Genomic DNA, 13,679 nt, shown 5'->3' on the forward strand with positions numbered 1-13,679 from the left:
TGGAAAACGATATTTTTTAAAGGATTTTTCTGAAGTAATTGTAATTACTCATTCTATGGGCGGTTTTTTGGTTTTTATCTAAATAAGTATATAGAAATTTATCTATGCATTGTTTGTAGCCCATATTTATCTCTTTCTTCAGAAGAAATGGACCTTAGCGACAACGATAATAGGGTATTACAGGAGAGGATAAATGGATTTTCCATAGAAAACTATTGTCTAAAGGATGTTAAAATATCAAATTTGGAATTAAAGAATCAAGAAAGACTAATTTTGATAATCGATCCAATCTCGATTGATGATAAAAAAACAGTTCATATGATCGACAAATTTTTAAAAAAATTAACGTTATAATACTCCAAAATTGTGGCCATTTATCGCTATATTACCTAGAAATAAGTCACATAATAAGTTCATTAATAAGAAACAAGATAAAAAATATTGATAATTCATTCATAAAAAAACAGTTATCGAAATATTGCCATTTTATCTTAATTGTGTTTATTTTAGGAGTTCAAAAATTTGCATTAAAAGCCAAATTTATTATAATAATAAAGAATTTTACGGCGATTATTATTCATTTGTGTACAATACATCCATCTCAGAGAGCAATAGCTATTATTGTATAATCCTCAATAAATACGGTTGTATTATGAGTTTTTTCCTTTCAAAATTAGGCATTTCTTGGTCATCAATGCCTTTCGCAGAAGGAAAATTTTCTGCTGTTATTATAGATAGTCACAAAAATATATGTTTTTGCTTCTACGACGAACAATTAATTGAAATGGATTATAAAAAAATTCATTCGGAATTAAATAAATCCGAACATGAGTTTTCTAAAATCCCTTTTTCAAAAGATTTTTTTATAGACTACTTTAATAAACTTACATTTAACGATAAAATTGATCTTTATTCAATAATAAATAGAAAAAAGGTACAAAAAGTCCATTTGGTTCCATTTTTAGAAAAGCTAATTGGATTATAATATATTCATATTAAGAAAATTTCTCCGACCAAAAACCAATGAAGTATTCCGTTAATTATACATGCGTGATGTGATCTGAGTTTATCTGTTTACTATGAAAATTCTCTGTACTGTGGAATAAATATTGTATTTCTGTATTTTTCAAAACCAAACTGGATCAAACATAAAACACCAGAATCAGATTTATTTTGGGGAATGGTTCCGCCAAAGTGAGCCAGAGACCTGTCAGACAGGTTGACGTCAGCATGTCCTTTTAACGTCTCAGCCAGAATAGTTTTTCTCTGTCTTGATGGGGTGCGAGCATGTTGATTGGAACTATCGCTTCGGGGGGCACTGAAGGGAGCGCTCAGATCGCTGGTGGGGAACTGGAACAGGCTGGTACGGATAGTACCAAGACGGGAAAGAAAGCCGACAAGAACGCTGCTTATAATCAAAATCTGGAACAGGGAATGGATACGCTTCAGCAGAGCGATCCTGCCTTGTTTTCAAAGATCATGACAGCCGGAGAGTCCGGAAACGGCAACAGTCTCGTCGAGGATGAGCTTCAGGCTTACAAGGAAGGCGATCTGACCAAAAATCAGGCGATTGCGGCGATTTCCGGTGCCCAGTCACTTGCAAACAATAATGGCGGCGGGCGGATCAGCAAGAAAGAGCGAGCCGAGGCGAAAGAGGTTCTGGGAGGAAGCTATATCAAAGGCGGCCAGACCCGTGCCGGTCATGCGATCCTCAAATTCCTCGAAGATACGTCCCCGATTGCGCAGATCGTGAAGGGTATCAAATCCACGACGTCTGACGGTCCGGGTAAGGAAACGATCCTTCAGGCAGGAAGTGGTGCTTTGTCGACCGCGACACAGCAGGCCATGTCTGATCTGGAGCAGACAGATCCTTCTCTGGCCCAGCAGTTTTCGACCGATGCCAGCAAGAAGAATGGCAATGCCATGGCGCAGGATCTGGAAGTTGCTGGTGAGGAGGCGGCCAGTTCTGGCGGGGCATTCTCCGATGCGGATGCTGCGGCACTGGGAAGCCAGATCGGACAGATGGGGGCAGGCAAGGTCTCGAAGAAGGACGCTGCGGAGTTCGAGGCAGAATTCGGTGAAGGCACGATTGATCGTGGCAGCACGAAGGCCGCCAAAGGATGGGACAAGTTTGAGACGGGGATAGGTAACTTTCTGTCTTCTATGGTCTCTCCGCTGACGGACGGTGTCGGCATGATCGACCAGTTTGCCAAGGGCAACAAAAGTCAGGGTTTGAAAGATCTGGGCGGAATGTTCGAAGGCGTTGCCAGCGATGCAGCGCTGCTTTTTGTCCCCGAGATCGCGCCGGAAGTTGATGGGGCTGAAGCTGCTGCCCGCGCGGCTGATGGTGTTGCGCAGAGTGCTGAAAAGGGAGCATCTTCGATTGGCGATATTCTCAAAAGTGCTGCCGGGAAAGTCGGCAACGGACTTATGACTGGTCTGGATACAGCCGATTATGGCTATAATCTTTACAGCATGGGCCAGGGCGACCCAATTGTGCAGCAGCACAAAAATACAGGCGAAGCCTGAGAGAGACCGTGTTACGCCACTTTGGTGGCGTTTCGGTTTGATGTTCTGAAATCAGAAGCCATGAGCCGGAGCAATATCGCCCCGGTTCATGGCTGTTTCGCCTGATGCCGGATCAGGCGTCTCCGAAATCTGCCGTGTAATGCTGGCTTGTATCCTGTGCCATAGTCATCGGATTGGAACTGGTCGCGTTACGATCGTCATCCGGATGGATATAGGCGTTCCCCGTGCCCAGTTTTGACTCCATATAGGCTCCGCCGTCTTTCATGTCCTGCGTTGAGCCGTCATACCATCCGGTTACGGTCGCACGCCCACCTGCGTCCTTCGTGATGGCGTTGGAAGGGGCATCGTTAGCAATGCTCTGGCTATCGCCTGCGGTTTTGCCGTTGCCGTCAGAGACCTTGATGGAGGCGTTGCGTCCGTCGATGTAGCTGACATCGTCGTTATTGACGCCCTTGGCATCCGCGTAGAATTCCAGACGGCTGGCGGTGGACTGGAAATTGCCGGACGAGTCTGCTTCGGCGTCATAGCCGCCTTGGCCATTCTCGTATTTCAGCGTGCCGGTCTGGCCGGGTTTGAGGTCGATCTCGGCTGTAGGCTGGGTCGTGGAGCCGCCATTGAGAAACTGACCGATCTTTTCGTCGTGATTGCTGGTATTTGTGATGGTGGTCGTGTTGGGGCCGTCTCCTGCACTGGTGCTGGACGTGCCAGACGTTGTGGCAGCAGGGCTGGACGCGTCACTCGAAGCCGGGGTTGTGGGCGACGTAGATTCTGCGGTCGGTGTCGCAGAGGCGGAAGAGCCAGCAGCCGGAGAGATAGCCGGGCTTGTCGTATCGGAGCCGGAGTTTGTGGAGCCTTCCTGGTTCCCCTGCTTCAACAGAGCCATAAGTTCCTGAAAGACTTCCGCAAGTTTGGCCTCTTCCTGCGAGTTCTGGGTCCCAGTGCTCTGGCCTGTGCCGCTTGCGCTTCCGGTCCCGGAAGACAGGCTTCCGGACTGCATTGCGGCCAGCAGTTCCTGGATCAGGCTCTGGGTGTCGGGCGTGATTGAAGTGCTCATGTCGTCCTCATCGTGCGGCTGAAAGCGGGCATGGCAAACGGATTCATGGCCGCGTTTTTCTGCACGGTCTGTTTACGATGCAAAGCTGACGTCAGCCTGATTTGAGCCCTAACCACATTACGAGGGAAGGTTCTGAAGAATACGCGCAACCGGCTGAAAAAATTCAGGCGTGATTGTTGTTCCGGGTTTGAATTTTTCCGCAAGGTTTCGCGCAAGTTCATAATCCCAGACGACAGGAATACGGCTCTCCTGAGCGATCGTGCGATAGATCTCCGCCTGTTCTCCATGCGCCCGACAGACAATGCGCGGAAGAGGCGTCTGCGGCGGTTGATAGCGCAGGCCGATGGCAACAGCGTTTCCACAAATCATGACGCTGGCCTGCTTCGGGCCAAGCGGTGCGGTATTGCGACGGGCCTGGCTCTGGAGGCGCCGCTGCTGGCGCTTGATGAGCGGATTGCCCTGACTTTCCTTGCGTTCGTTCTTCGCTTCGGTGGGCGTCATCCGCATTTCCTTGAGGAACATCTGCCGCTGGATCAGCAGGTCGATCACGCCGGCAACCATGTAGAAAACACAGGCGGCACTGAAGATCGGCATCAGCAGCGTGAAGAGAATGCGGGGCAGTTCGGTAATTCCGGCTTCCGGCACACGGACGAGGCCGCCAATCGCACCATGAATAATGAGCGCCAGTGTTCCGCCGAAAAACAGAACTTTGACCAGTGACATGCCCAGATCCACGAAAGTCCGGGCTTTAAAGAGATTTGCGAACCCCGAAACCGGATTGATCTTCTCAAACTTCGGCATCACAGGATCGAGTGCGAAAACAAACCCGCCATTGGTCAGCAGCCTGACGAGAATGCCCGTGACGACGGCCAGAGCGAGAGGAGTCAGGGCGTCTTCAAAGCAGATGGTCCTCAGAGCCTGACCCACGCTTGCGATCCCGGATCTGAAATCCATCGTAAGCGCGTTCCCGACCGCATCCATCATCGCTTGCAGATGGATGGCAATCGCGTTTCGCCGCAGGAGAAGCCAGCCGATCAGGATGATGGTCACCACTCCGGACTGAAGATCCGGAGCCTTGGCGATATGGCCTTTGCGACGTTCATCCGCGAGCTTCTTGGCAGATGCCGGGAGAGATTTTTCTTCGCTACTGCTTCCGCTCATGGCTTCAGCAGTTGGTGCATGGTGCCAAGAACATCCCGCGAGGCGACAAGATCATGCCTCATGTATGACACGAGCCACGCGCAGTAGCCGAACATCATCAGGATGAAGACCAGATTGCGCAGGTTCGGGGCGAGATCATAGAGGTGCAGTTTCGGGATGGCGCGCATCAGGAGAATAACGCTCGCCTCACACAGCAGCATCGCCAGCATGACGGGAGCGCCGATTGAAAGGCTCACAGTTTCCAACCGGTCAAGCAGACCCAGCAGAACCATGCCGAACCCCGGCTGCGGCGCCAGCGCCAGAGCGAGCGGAGGCCAGAGTGTTTCGGACGACAGCAGCGTATCGGCCAGAAGATTGAGCCCCCCTGACAGGACAAACAGCGTCGTGACGGCAAGGGCAAAAAAACCGGCGGTTGTGGACTCCTGATTGCCGCTCCCCGGATCTTCGGCCTGTCCCTGCGTTGCGCTGCGCTGGGTGTCGAGCAGTTCGCCCGCGCACTGTACGCCCCAGATCGGCAGACCGATGAGCAAACCGATGATGACGCCGATCACCATTTCCTTGGCCCCGAGCATACCGAGCGCCATCAGGGAGCGGGGATCGGTGAGCAGTCCCGCATGGATCATGGGGGTTGCGGGAATAGCGAGCGCGAAGGCAATAGCCCCCGTGATGGGGCCGCCAAGCTGCATGCGTGTAAAGACCGGCAACACGATGGCCGCCCCCGCCGGGCGGCTCATCGCCAACGCGATGGAGCTCAGCCAGGGCATCATCTGTTGTAGGACAGTAATGGCGTCAGTGGCAGGCACGGCTCAGAAGCGCGTCATGGCCGGGAAATCGGTCAGGACGTGTTCGGTAAAGGCCAGCAGAGGCGGAAAGAGTGTCGAGGCCATAAGCACCAGTGTCGCGCAGACGGCGACGACCTTGAAGGTCAGCGGCATTGTCTGGTCTTGAAGCTGAGTTACAGCCTGCAAAAGCCCGATCAGAAGCCCGACCACCAGCGCGATCGCCAGCGGCGGTCCCGCGATTGAGGCGAACAGGAAAAGCGCGGAAGAGAGTTCCTGCGTAAGGGCCGCATCATCCACAGGCAGTGTTCTTCCGCAGATGCGCGCGAAGTGGCGGCCTACGCATAGCTCATCACCAGTCCGTGCAGCAGGCGTGTCCAGCCGCTGGCCAGAACGAACAGCAGCAGCTTGAGCGGAACCGAAATCGTGTTGGGCTGCACCTGAGACAGGCCCATCGCGATCAGGATTGTGGTCACGACGAGGTCAATGGTGATGAACGGCAGATAGATCAGGAAGCCGATTTCAAACGCACGTTTGAGCTCTCCCGTCAGGAAGGACGGCAGAAGGATCGGGAGAGATTCCGGCGTCAGGCTGTCGCGCATGTCCTCGGGCCACAGGCGCTGGGTGGCGTTCATGAAGAAGTTGCGTTCGGGCGCCTGTGTGAAGCGGAGCAGATGCTGGGCGACAGGCGCCTGTACGCGTTCATAGGCATCCACATAATCCGTCAGTGTCTCGTATTTCTGGTCGCTCTCCATGGCCGCCTTGTAGATGTCGTGGCCGAGAGGCGCGGAAATGAAGAGCGTGAGGATCAGCGAAATCGCATAAAGCACGATATTCGGCGGAGACTGCTGGATGCCGAGCGCGGTGCGCAGCAGGAACAGGACGACCGAGATTTTCACGAACGACGTAGTGGTGATGACCGCGAGGATCAGGACGCCGAACCCAAGGGTCAGGACAAGGGCCGTGACGAGATTGGTCGAGCCGATCATGCGGTGATGATCCGCGTTACCCGGATGGCGACGGAGGACCCGAGATCCACGAGTTCGCCTTCGCCAATGCGGCGGCCATTGGCCATGATCGACACGGAACGCTCCGTGAGCGCGCCGATATCAATCACATGTCCTTCTCCGATCGTCCTCAGCTCAGCCAGCGAAACCGGCATCCGCGCCAGTTCAAAAGTCAGGGGGATCTGAAGCTGTTCGATGGCGGAGGCTTCGACTGTCGTGGACTGGTGAGGGTCGGTCGCGGAGGACGGAGGTGTTTCAGTCATGCTATTCCAATCTGCTGGCCAAATCCGGGCGAGAGGCAGAAACCCGCCCTCAAAAACAATCCTGCTGCCGTCATGCCGGACCGCTGCGCCCAGCATCTCGCCCGCAACAATCACATGTCGGACTTGCGCTGCCGTCCCGAGGACCAGTCCGAAACCGGGGCCGAGCGCCATGAGGTCTTCGGGCGAGAGCAGAACGCTGCCGATCCTCAAAGATAACATCACCGGCGGATCGGGAAAGCGGCGCACAAGCGACGGTGCGAGAGGGTGCAGCACAGGCATTAATGCCGGAGGCAGACGCAGCAGTCCGCAAAAGCTGTCCGCTGTGTCAAAACGGGCTTCAAATCCGATTTCGACAAACGCGGGCATGTGGGATGTGGCCTGCTGCGCCGGTTCGATCCGCGTGAACCGGATCGGTGCAATTATCGCTGCCTCCAGCGTCGTCAGGCCCTGATCCAGCAACATCTCAAGCAGCAGCAGGGCTGCCGGCGCTTCCATCGGGGCGCGAGGCTTCGGCTCCGCCAGCGAAACCAGCCTCTGAAGGGTCTCGTGAGGGAGAACACATTGCCCCTCCCTATCATCGATCCGAAAACAGATCGCACTCCACTGTGCTGGTAAGAGGATCGGCGGCGTAAAGCGCACCGAAAGCCGCTCTTCACCTACAAACAGCGCAAAGTCTTGCCGCCCGAGCAGACCTGCTGCCGAAGCGTCATAGCCCAGCGGCCTCGGTGTAAGGCGATGTATCGCGCGTGATAGAGACAGCGTCATGGAGCGTTGAACCGCGACGTTGTGCTGCGTTGGCGGGTGAGCCGTCCGCTGCTCTGGCGCATCATGGCAAGTTCCGCGATGTCCTGTTCCTCGTGCTGTTCCTGCGCCGTGCGGCGTTCTGTCAGAACGCGCTCCAGCAGGTCGCGCGCCTGTTTTTCGCGCTGTTCGTACTGCATCAGGAGGCGACGTGCTGCGGCGACGAGCTGCCGAGCTTTTTCGACGTCCCGTTCCGCTTGCGCGATCCCGTCTTTCAGGCGTTTTTCGTGACGGGCGAGCTCTTCAATATGCTCATGATCCCGACGCAGGAGCACGGCGCTGACCGGCGCATTCTGTGCGCGTGCAGCGATCTCCGTCTGAACCCCAAGCTGATGTGCTTGATGGTCGGACAGGATCTGGCTGGCGTGGTTGAAACGAGCCAGACGCTGATCGACCTGCGATGTTGCCGCCGACAGAAGTTGACGCGCCTCTGCGGCACGGCGCTGGCGCAGCGTCACAAGCTGTCCCGCCGCCTGCGGGCTCAGGCGCAAAGACGGTTCAGCCATTCCAGCATCTCCGCAAAAGACGTCCGCTCGTCATTGCCCTGACGCAGGAAACCCCGCAGCGCGCCGATTTTGGCAATCGCCTCATCCGCCAGTGCGTCACCGCCGGGCTTGTATTCGCCGACCTGCAACAGAAATTCGATCTCCTGATATTTCGCCCACAGGCTCCGGATTTTCGTGGCCGCCGCCTGATGACGGGGATCGGTCACGAGAGACATCACGCGCGACCGGCTGGTCAGGACGTCAATGGCCGGATAGTGCCCCGCCGCCGCCAGTGCGCGCGACAGAATGACGTGGCCGTCCAGAATGCCGCGTGTTTCTTCAGCAATCGGATCATCCATCCCATCCTCGACCAGCACGGTATAAAATGCCGTGATCGACCCCCTCACCCCCATGCCCGCGCGCTCCATGAGCTGGGGCAGAGCCGCGAAAACCGAAGGGGGGAAGCCGCGCCGCGTGGGCGGTTCCCCGGCAGCCAGCCCGATCTCGCGCAGGGCCCGGGCGTAACGGGTGACATTGTCCACGAACAGCAGGACCTTCAGCCCCTGATCGCGGAAATATTCCGCAACTGTCGTGGCGGCCTGTGCACAGACGACACGCTCGGCGGCGGGCCGATCGGAAGTCGCGACGATCAGGACAGCATTTTTCAGCCCGTCCGCCCCCAGATTATGCTCGACGAATTCGCGGACTTCACGGCCACGCTCGCCCACCAGCGCCACGACCGCGACATCGGCAGAACTGCCCTTGACGATGGCGGACATCAGCGTGGATTTGCCCGCCCCGGCCTCGCCATACACCCCGAGCCGTTGCCCTTCGCCACAGGTCAGCAAGCCGTCCAAAGCCCGCAGCCCGACGGGTAGCGGCCGGGCAATAGGCTGACGCTCCATGGCAGGAGGGGGCGCGGCATAGACAGAGCGTGATGGTCCGGCTGGCAGTGGTCCCAGACCATCAATCGGCGTACCAAGCGCATCAAGCACCCGGCCCAGCAACCGTTCGCCGACCGGGAAGCTGCGTCGCCCTCCGGTCGTGACGACTTCCGTGTCCACTGAGACGCCTTCGAGGCCGCCCATCGGCGTCATGAGGACTTCGTTTCCGTCCAGCCCCACCACTTCGGCATCCAGAAACCAGTCCCGGTCGCGGTTCTGCAACCGGCACAGATCGCCCACGGCTACATTCGGCAGAATGGCACGAATGATGGTTCCAGTGGCGCTCACGACACGTCCCTGCATGGGATGTGTGTCGATCCCCGCCGCACGTGAGCGCAGCATGGGCAGGAGGGTTTTCATCCGCGCGATAACATGATCCGCCGTCTGCGACGGATCGCGGCTCACCTGCATCCGGGGCAGAGGATCAGCCTGCCGGTCCTGCATCACGGGCGCGCCGGAAAGACGGGGCATGTTTTCCGGCTCCGGGTTTTCTGAAGCCGGATCGCGTTTGATGAGAGACGCTTCGGACTGATTGGTCCGGGCGTCTTGTGTTTCGGGACCGGGACGGGAAACGGCCTGTTCCGCGTCTTCGGGGGGCAGGTCCTGCTCCGGCTGCGTCTTGTCTGTCTGCTGAAACATGTGCAGGCGGACGAAATCTGCTTCCAGCGCACTGGCGAGAGACACAGCCGGGCGCGCGGCATCCATGATCCCGTCCATGGAAACCGTGTCGTCCGGAGCCTGAGAAGGCGACGTGAGCGGGATGTCAGTCATGCTGCATCCACTGTGCGCTGAGATGCTCCCGAAGCACGGCAAGCTGGGCGTCGACGCCCAGTTCCGCCACGCCCAGTTCGCTCTCCAGCACACACCGTCCGGGCGACAGCATCGGGTCGATCTCAAGACGCAGGCCGGGATTATGGACCGTCAGGTCTTCCACGACCGGGCGCAGGATGTCGGCGCAGTCGGACGCCACCCGCAGCGTGGCGAGCGTGCCATGCCGGATTTTCCCCAGCGTATGTCTGATAGCAGCCGGAAGAGCGCTCCCGATATCAAGCCGACCGAACAGATCCGTCACGACATCCGTCACAATGGCCGGAAGGCTCGTTTCCAGATCCCGGAGCACTTTTGCGACCGCTTCATCGGTCACGAGAAGACGACGCGCCATTTCTGCGGAGGCTTTGTCATGCCCGGTCTGATAGCCACGCCGACATTCCGCATCATAGGCGTTCCGTGTGGCGGAGAGCAGCATCGTGGCGTTGCGGATGGCGGTGTCATAGGCCAGCGACGCATCGCACCAGGCGCTCATGTCTTCGGGGCGCAAGACCGTCGTGGAAGGCCGCATCCGCGAAAACATCCGTTCAGACATGCGAGGCGATCCCTTCCGCGACTTTCAGGATAATCGGATCGTACGCGCTGGAGGCTGCGGGCAGAAGGGTCCTTGCGGGCAGCTTCAGCGTGGCGAGACGCCCGTAATCTCCGGCCAGACTGTCGCGCCAACGAATCAGACAGGACCAGCCGCAATCCGTGATAGTTCTGGTCAGGCCGGCAAGGTCCATGTTGGGTTCGGTCGGTGCTTCTGCGTCCGGGATTGACAGACCAGCCTGCGCCCAGTGAGCTCCGTTGCGGATACCAAACAGTCTGACGCCTTCGCCCAACGCGGCATTAAGGACCGTAATCGCCTGACGGTCCACCTGTTTCGCCAGACTACGCCAGTAAACGACCGCACCCATACGACGTCCTGCGCTCTGAAGACGATCCTCTGACTGAAGCGCCAGAGCTTCCAGCGGGCCTTGTGGAGCGTGGGCTGGTGGCAGTCCCTCACAATCCAGCAATGCAATCAGACGTTCTGATAGTCTCGAACAGGTCTGGAGTTTCTGGACCGTATCGCGGTGCAGCATCGGCAGGCGCAGTTGCAGATGGGACGGATGAATACTTGCCAGCATCTGACTGTAGTCTGACCCGGAAGATGCGCTCATGCTGTGGGCTACGGTCACGCAGCCTCACGCGGCACGATGGCCAGTTCCGTCGTGGTCGGCACCGGTTTCCTGCGAAAGCGCCGCCACAGGAGGCTGGCGCCATATCCGGCAGGGAAGGCGAACGCGAAAAACCATCCGGTCCAGCCGAGCGGACTCATCCATTCCGCCTGAACCGGCGGAAGATGCGGAACCGCGACTGGCAAAAGAATGACGGAGACCCGGTCATAGGCCAGATCCTGGACGGCATTGGCGACCATCAGCTTGATCTTGGGCAGCAGCCCCGATACAGCCGTTCCGGAATCGTACCGGATGACGACAGAGGCCGTGGCCGGTTTGTCCACACCCGTCACCGGGTCGCTCGCGGCAGGTGCGATATGGACACGCGCATCAATCACACCATCAATATCATTGAGCGTGTGCCCAAGCTCCTGACTGATGCCGTAATACAGCTTGGCGCGCTCGGCCGTGGGGGTGCTGATCATGCCCTGCTGCTGGAAAATCTTGTCCATGCTGTCATATCCGTTGCGGGGATAATGACTGCTGCGCAGGATGGAGACGGCATCCGCCACATGCCGTTCCGACACTTCCACAGTGGAACTGCCGTCCTTGGCGATCAGGCGGGTGGCGGAAATCCCGTGCTGCAGAAGGATGGCGATCATCTCCATCGCATCGCGTTCCGAAAGCTCGGTGTAGAGCACGGTCTGACACGCCGTGAGGGACAGGAGAAGGAGCAGGGCGGGAAGGGTGAGAAACAGGCGGCGGATACGGAACATGATCTCAGCCTCCCGGTGTGAGGAGGCTCTTCAGCGTGGAGGTCATATTCTGTGACGACACGGTGATGATATGGGTTTCGAATTCGGAATTGGTGAATGCCATCTGTCGCGTCAGGGCCTCGTTATACATCGCAATCCCCTCCTGCTCGACTTTCTCGAACAGACTGTTCAGGGGGGCAGTCTTTCCATCCGCCTTGCCTGCGGAAGCGACATTGGAAGCGGCTGAAAGTCCCGCTGTTCCGACGCTGCCCTGCGGAAGAGCCAGGTGTTCCGTTCCCGTCGTCGGAATAACAGTCGGCGCCAGCGTATTAAGCGTGGAAAAAGCGCTGCTGATCCGCCCCAGTCCGGACAGGATCTGGTCCCCCAGTGTGTCTGTCGTGGAGAGGGACTGCGTCTCGTATGTCTGGCGGGCAGGTGTGCTCTGCAGGAAGGCAATCTGATCGTCGACGGGCGCAGGCGCTCCTGCGGCCATGCCGCTTGTCTGGTCGGTGAGAGAGCGCTGGGCCAGCGCTGTCGCATCCAATCCCGTAATGCCTGTCATACCTGCGACCCCGAACAATTTCCTGCAACAGGCCCGGACCTATCGGGATCAAGCCTAGGGACGAAAGCTGATCTGAACCTGACCTTCAAACGAGTTGTCCGAAAGTGCCTTCAGGCGTTCGGCAAGAATTGTCGGGCCTCTGCGCGCGGTCTATAGAAGAACAGATGAAGCAGAACTCCAATTGCAGTTCAGAAAAGACGGCGACGTTGCACCAGCGATTTCTCTCCGGCGTTCTGCGGGCCTCTGTGGTGTTGGGCTCTGTTGTGCTGGCACTGCCGCATAGCGTCCGGGCCGAGCCGCTCCCGCTACCCGATCAGGGACGCTATACGGTCATCCATCAGACTTTGCCCGATGTCCTGACCCAGTTCTGTGAAGACGTGAATCTGCGTGTCGTCGTGGACCCATCCATTCAGGGGAATGTACGCTCCGGTTTTACCGCCGAGACGCCGCTGGCATTCCTGAATGCGCTGTCTACCGAATACAGGCTGGACTGGTATTATGACGGCAACACGCTGCACGTTACGCCATCATCCGCGACGACGACACAGTCTTTTCCGCTGGGTGGTGTGTCTTATGCGGCGTTGATGCGGGCTGTAGACGCGAAGAAAATGCTTGAGCCCCATTATTCGGTCCACACCGATGATCGCGGGCGTTCCGTCAGTGTCTTCGGGCCGCCCGATCTGCGCGATCGCATCAGCCAGACGATCCAGTCCCTCAGCGGACCGGGCGCAGGCCATCGGACAGTCAGGATTTTCCGGGGAAGTGCCGTTCAGGACGTCTCGAAATAGATCGGGACGTTTTTTGACGAACGGATATAAAAACTCTTCCCGATCAGAAATTGTGACCGGGAAGAGAAGTGCGCGCAGGTCTCAGGACGTCTGCTGCGAGGGAATGGCGGCCGGATCCGACAGCTGTCCGGTCGTGCCGGAAGCATCGGTTCCCGAAGCGCCACCGGACGTTTCCGTATCCTTCACGCTACTTCCGTTGGAACTGCCGGAAGAGGCCTTGTCCTTGGCCTCTTGTGCCTGAATGAACGTGACCAGGCTGGCAATCTGCGTGAGGGACCCCAGCGGAACGGTCAAAGGCTTCAGGATCTTGTCGAATTTATCGCCAAAATCCTTTGCCTTGTCGCTTTTGGACTTGGTGGGCTTTGCTTTCGGCTCTGCGGTAGCGGTCTCGGTTTCAGTATGAGGGGGGTGCTCAGCAGGCACATGTTCAGACGCTATCGATGGGGGATGCATTCCCGAATCCTGCGAATAAACGGAGCTGGTAGGTCTCGGGGCCGTGTTATGATAGGCCTCGTTGAAATTCGTAATTTCGCTCTGAGGGTTAGAGGTGCTTTCGCCAGTGTGGGGTACAGACGTATGCG

16 protein-coding genes are annotated in these 13,679 nt (G+C 56.9%); 3 read left to right on the top strand and 13 right to left on the bottom strand.

Translation table 11 applies throughout. The annotated features are described in order from the left end of the window. Positions 1 to 652: 652 nt before the first annotated feature. Entirely contained in the window at positions 653 to 985 is a 333-nt protein-coding gene (locus GKO01_RS15740) for a hypothetical protein (protein WP_145994726.1), read from the top strand. A 302-nt stretch (positions 986 to 1,287) separates the two neighbouring features. After that, complete coding sequence (locus GKO01_RS02465) at positions 1,288 to 2,529, top strand: hypothetical protein (protein ID WP_099285598.1); 1,242 nt, start codon at positions 1,288 to 1,290, stop codon at positions 2,527 to 2,529. A 112-nt stretch (positions 2,530 to 2,641) separates the two neighbouring features. Here the strand turns inward: GKO01_RS02465 and GKO01_RS02470 are convergent, their stop codons facing one another. The 12 genes from GKO01_RS02470 to GKO01_RS02525 form a co-directional block, all read right to left on the bottom strand. Next, positions 2,642 to 3,583 (bottom strand): hypothetical protein, encoded by a 942-nt coding sequence (locus GKO01_RS02470; RefSeq protein WP_099285599.1) that lies wholly within the window; start codon positions 3,581 to 3,583, stop codon positions 2,642 to 2,644. 117 nt (positions 3,584 to 3,700) lie between these two features. Further along, positions 3,701 to 4,744 carry an EscU/YscU/HrcU family type III secretion system export apparatus switch protein gene (locus tag GKO01_RS02475; protein ID WP_099285600.1) on the bottom strand — a complete coding sequence of 348 codons (1,044 nt, stop codon included), beginning with the start codon at positions 4,742 to 4,744 and terminating at the stop codon, positions 3,701 to 3,703. Then, positions 4,741 to 5,547, bottom strand: a complete 807-nt coding sequence (gene sctT, locus GKO01_RS02480) for a type III secretion system export apparatus subunit SctT (RefSeq protein WP_145994727.1) — start codon at positions 5,545 to 5,547, stop codon at positions 4,741 to 4,743. The genes GKO01_RS02475 and sctT overlap by 4 nt, the downstream gene beginning before the upstream one ends. 3 nt (positions 5,548 to 5,550) lie before the next feature. Further along, complete coding sequence (locus GKO01_RS02485; protein ID WP_062029805.1) at positions 5,551 to 5,823, bottom strand: EscS/YscS/HrcS family type III secretion system export apparatus protein; 273 nt, start codon at positions 5,821 to 5,823, stop codon at positions 5,551 to 5,553. 38 nt (positions 5,824 to 5,861) lie between these two features. After that, positions 5,862 to 6,512 (bottom strand): type III secretion system export apparatus subunit SctR, encoded by a 651-nt coding sequence (gene sctR, locus GKO01_RS02490; protein WP_062029803.1) that lies wholly within the window; start codon positions 6,510 to 6,512, stop codon positions 5,862 to 5,864. After that, on the bottom strand, positions 6,509 to 7,558 hold the full coding sequence (locus GKO01_RS02495; protein WP_099285602.1) for a FliM/FliN family flagellar motor switch protein: 1,050 nt from the start codon (positions 7,556 to 7,558) through the stop codon (positions 6,509 to 6,511). Before GKO01_RS02495 ends, sctR begins: the two co-directional genes overlap by 4 nt. Next, positions 7,555 to 8,100: a hypothetical protein gene (locus GKO01_RS02500; protein ID WP_099285603.1), complete on the bottom strand. Its 546-nt coding sequence runs from the start codon at positions 8,098 to 8,100 to the stop codon at positions 7,555 to 7,557. Before GKO01_RS02500 ends, GKO01_RS02495 begins: the two co-directional genes overlap by 4 nt. Continuing rightward, entirely contained in the window at positions 8,076 to 9,794 is a 1,719-nt protein-coding gene (locus tag GKO01_RS02505; protein WP_244901294.1) for a FliI/YscN family ATPase, read from the bottom strand. Before GKO01_RS02505 ends, GKO01_RS02500 begins: the two co-directional genes overlap by 25 nt. Further along, entirely contained in the window at positions 9,787 to 10,386 is a 600-nt protein-coding gene (locus GKO01_RS02510; protein ID WP_099285604.1) for a hypothetical protein, read from the bottom strand. The genes GKO01_RS02505 and GKO01_RS02510 overlap by 8 nt, the downstream gene beginning before the upstream one ends. Then, positions 10,379 to 10,996: a hypothetical protein gene (locus GKO01_RS02515; RefSeq protein WP_145994728.1), complete on the bottom strand. Its 618-nt coding sequence runs from the start codon at positions 10,994 to 10,996 to the stop codon at positions 10,379 to 10,381. Before GKO01_RS02515 ends, GKO01_RS02510 begins: the two co-directional genes overlap by 8 nt. A 14-nt stretch (positions 10,997 to 11,010) precedes the next feature. Further along, the gene (gene sctJ / locus GKO01_RS02520; RefSeq protein ID WP_099285606.1) at positions 11,011 to 11,769 is read right to left on the bottom strand and encodes a type III secretion system inner membrane ring lipoprotein SctJ; all 759 of its coding nucleotides are present in this window, start codon (positions 11,767 to 11,769) and stop codon (positions 11,011 to 11,013) included. A gap of 4 nt (positions 11,770 to 11,773) precedes the next feature. After that, positions 11,774 to 12,310, bottom strand: coding sequence for a hypothetical protein (locus GKO01_RS02525; protein ID WP_099285607.1), 537 nt, complete (start codon positions 12,308 to 12,310; stop codon positions 11,774 to 11,776). 164 nt (positions 12,311 to 12,474) lie between these two features. Here GKO01_RS02525 and GKO01_RS02530 point away from each other — a divergent pair, with 164 nt between their 5' ends. Continuing rightward, the gene (locus GKO01_RS02530; protein WP_099285608.1) at positions 12,475 to 13,098 is read left to right on the top strand and encodes a hypothetical protein; all 624 of its coding nucleotides are present in this window, start codon (positions 12,475 to 12,477) and stop codon (positions 13,096 to 13,098) included. 81 nt (positions 13,099 to 13,179) lie between these two features. Here the strand turns inward: GKO01_RS02530 and GKO01_RS02535 are convergent, their stop codons facing one another. Continuing rightward, entirely contained in the window at positions 13,180 to 13,551 is a 372-nt protein-coding gene (locus GKO01_RS02535) for a hypothetical protein (protein WP_099285609.1), read from the bottom strand. Positions 13,552 to 13,679 lie beyond the last annotated feature (128 nt).

Origin of the sequence: Gluconobacter kondonii, from assembly GCF_002723995.1 — a bacterium.
Taxonomy (GTDB): Bacteria; Pseudomonadota; Alphaproteobacteria; order Acetobacterales; family Acetobacteraceae; genus Gluconobacter; species Gluconobacter kondonii.

What these genes read in the sequence shown, in the direction of transcription:
- GKO01_RS02495 (WP_099285602.1), bottom strand. Translation starts at nt 7,558, where the DNA reads ATGACGCTGTCTCTATCACGCGCGATACATCGCCTTACACCGAGGCCG.
- sctR (WP_062029803.1), bottom strand. Translation starts at nt 6,512, where the DNA reads ATGATCGGCTCGACCAATCTCGTCACGGCCCTTGTCCTGACCCTTGGG.
- GKO01_RS02500 (WP_099285603.1), bottom strand. Translation starts at nt 8,100, where the DNA reads ATGGCTGAACCGTCTTTGCGCCTGAGCCCGCAGGCGGCGGGACAGCTT.
- GKO01_RS02505 (WP_244901294.1), bottom strand. Translation starts at nt 9,794, where the DNA reads ATGACTGACATCCCGCTCACGTCGCCTTCTCAGGCTCCGGACGACACG.
- GKO01_RS15740 (WP_145994726.1), top strand. Translation starts at nt 653, where the DNA reads ATGAGTTTTTTCCTTTCAAAATTAGGCATTTCTTGGTCATCAATGCCT.
- GKO01_RS02465 (WP_099285598.1), top strand. Translation starts at nt 1,288, where the DNA reads ATGTTGATTGGAACTATCGCTTCGGGGGGCACTGAAGGGAGCGCTCAG.
- GKO01_RS02475 (WP_099285600.1), bottom strand. Translation starts at nt 4,744, where the DNA reads ATGAGCGGAAGCAGTAGCGAAGAAAAATCTCTCCCGGCATCTGCCAAG.
- GKO01_RS02470 (WP_099285599.1), bottom strand. Translation starts at nt 3,583, where the DNA reads ATGAGCACTTCAATCACGCCCGACACCCAGAGCCTGATCCAGGAACTG.
- GKO01_RS02530 (WP_099285608.1), top strand. Translation starts at nt 12,475, where the DNA reads ATGAAGCAGAACTCCAATTGCAGTTCAGAAAAGACGGCGACGTTGCAC.
- GKO01_RS02510 (WP_099285604.1), bottom strand. Translation starts at nt 10,386, where the DNA reads ATGTCTGAACGGATGTTTTCGCGGATGCGGCCTTCCACGACGGTCTTG.
- GKO01_RS02535 (WP_099285609.1), bottom strand. Translation starts at nt 13,551, where the DNA reads ATGCATCCCCCATCGATAGCGTCTGAACATGTGCCTGCTGAGCACCCC.
- sctJ (WP_099285606.1), bottom strand. Translation starts at nt 11,769, where the DNA reads ATGTTCCGTATCCGCCGCCTGTTTCTCACCCTTCCCGCCCTGCTCCTT.
- GKO01_RS02525 (WP_099285607.1), bottom strand. Translation starts at nt 12,310, where the DNA reads ATGACAGGCATTACGGGATTGGATGCGACAGCGCTGGCCCAGCGCTCT.
- GKO01_RS02515 (WP_145994728.1), bottom strand. Translation starts at nt 10,996, where the DNA reads ATGAGCGCATCTTCCGGGTCAGACTACAGTCAGATGCTGGCAAGTATT.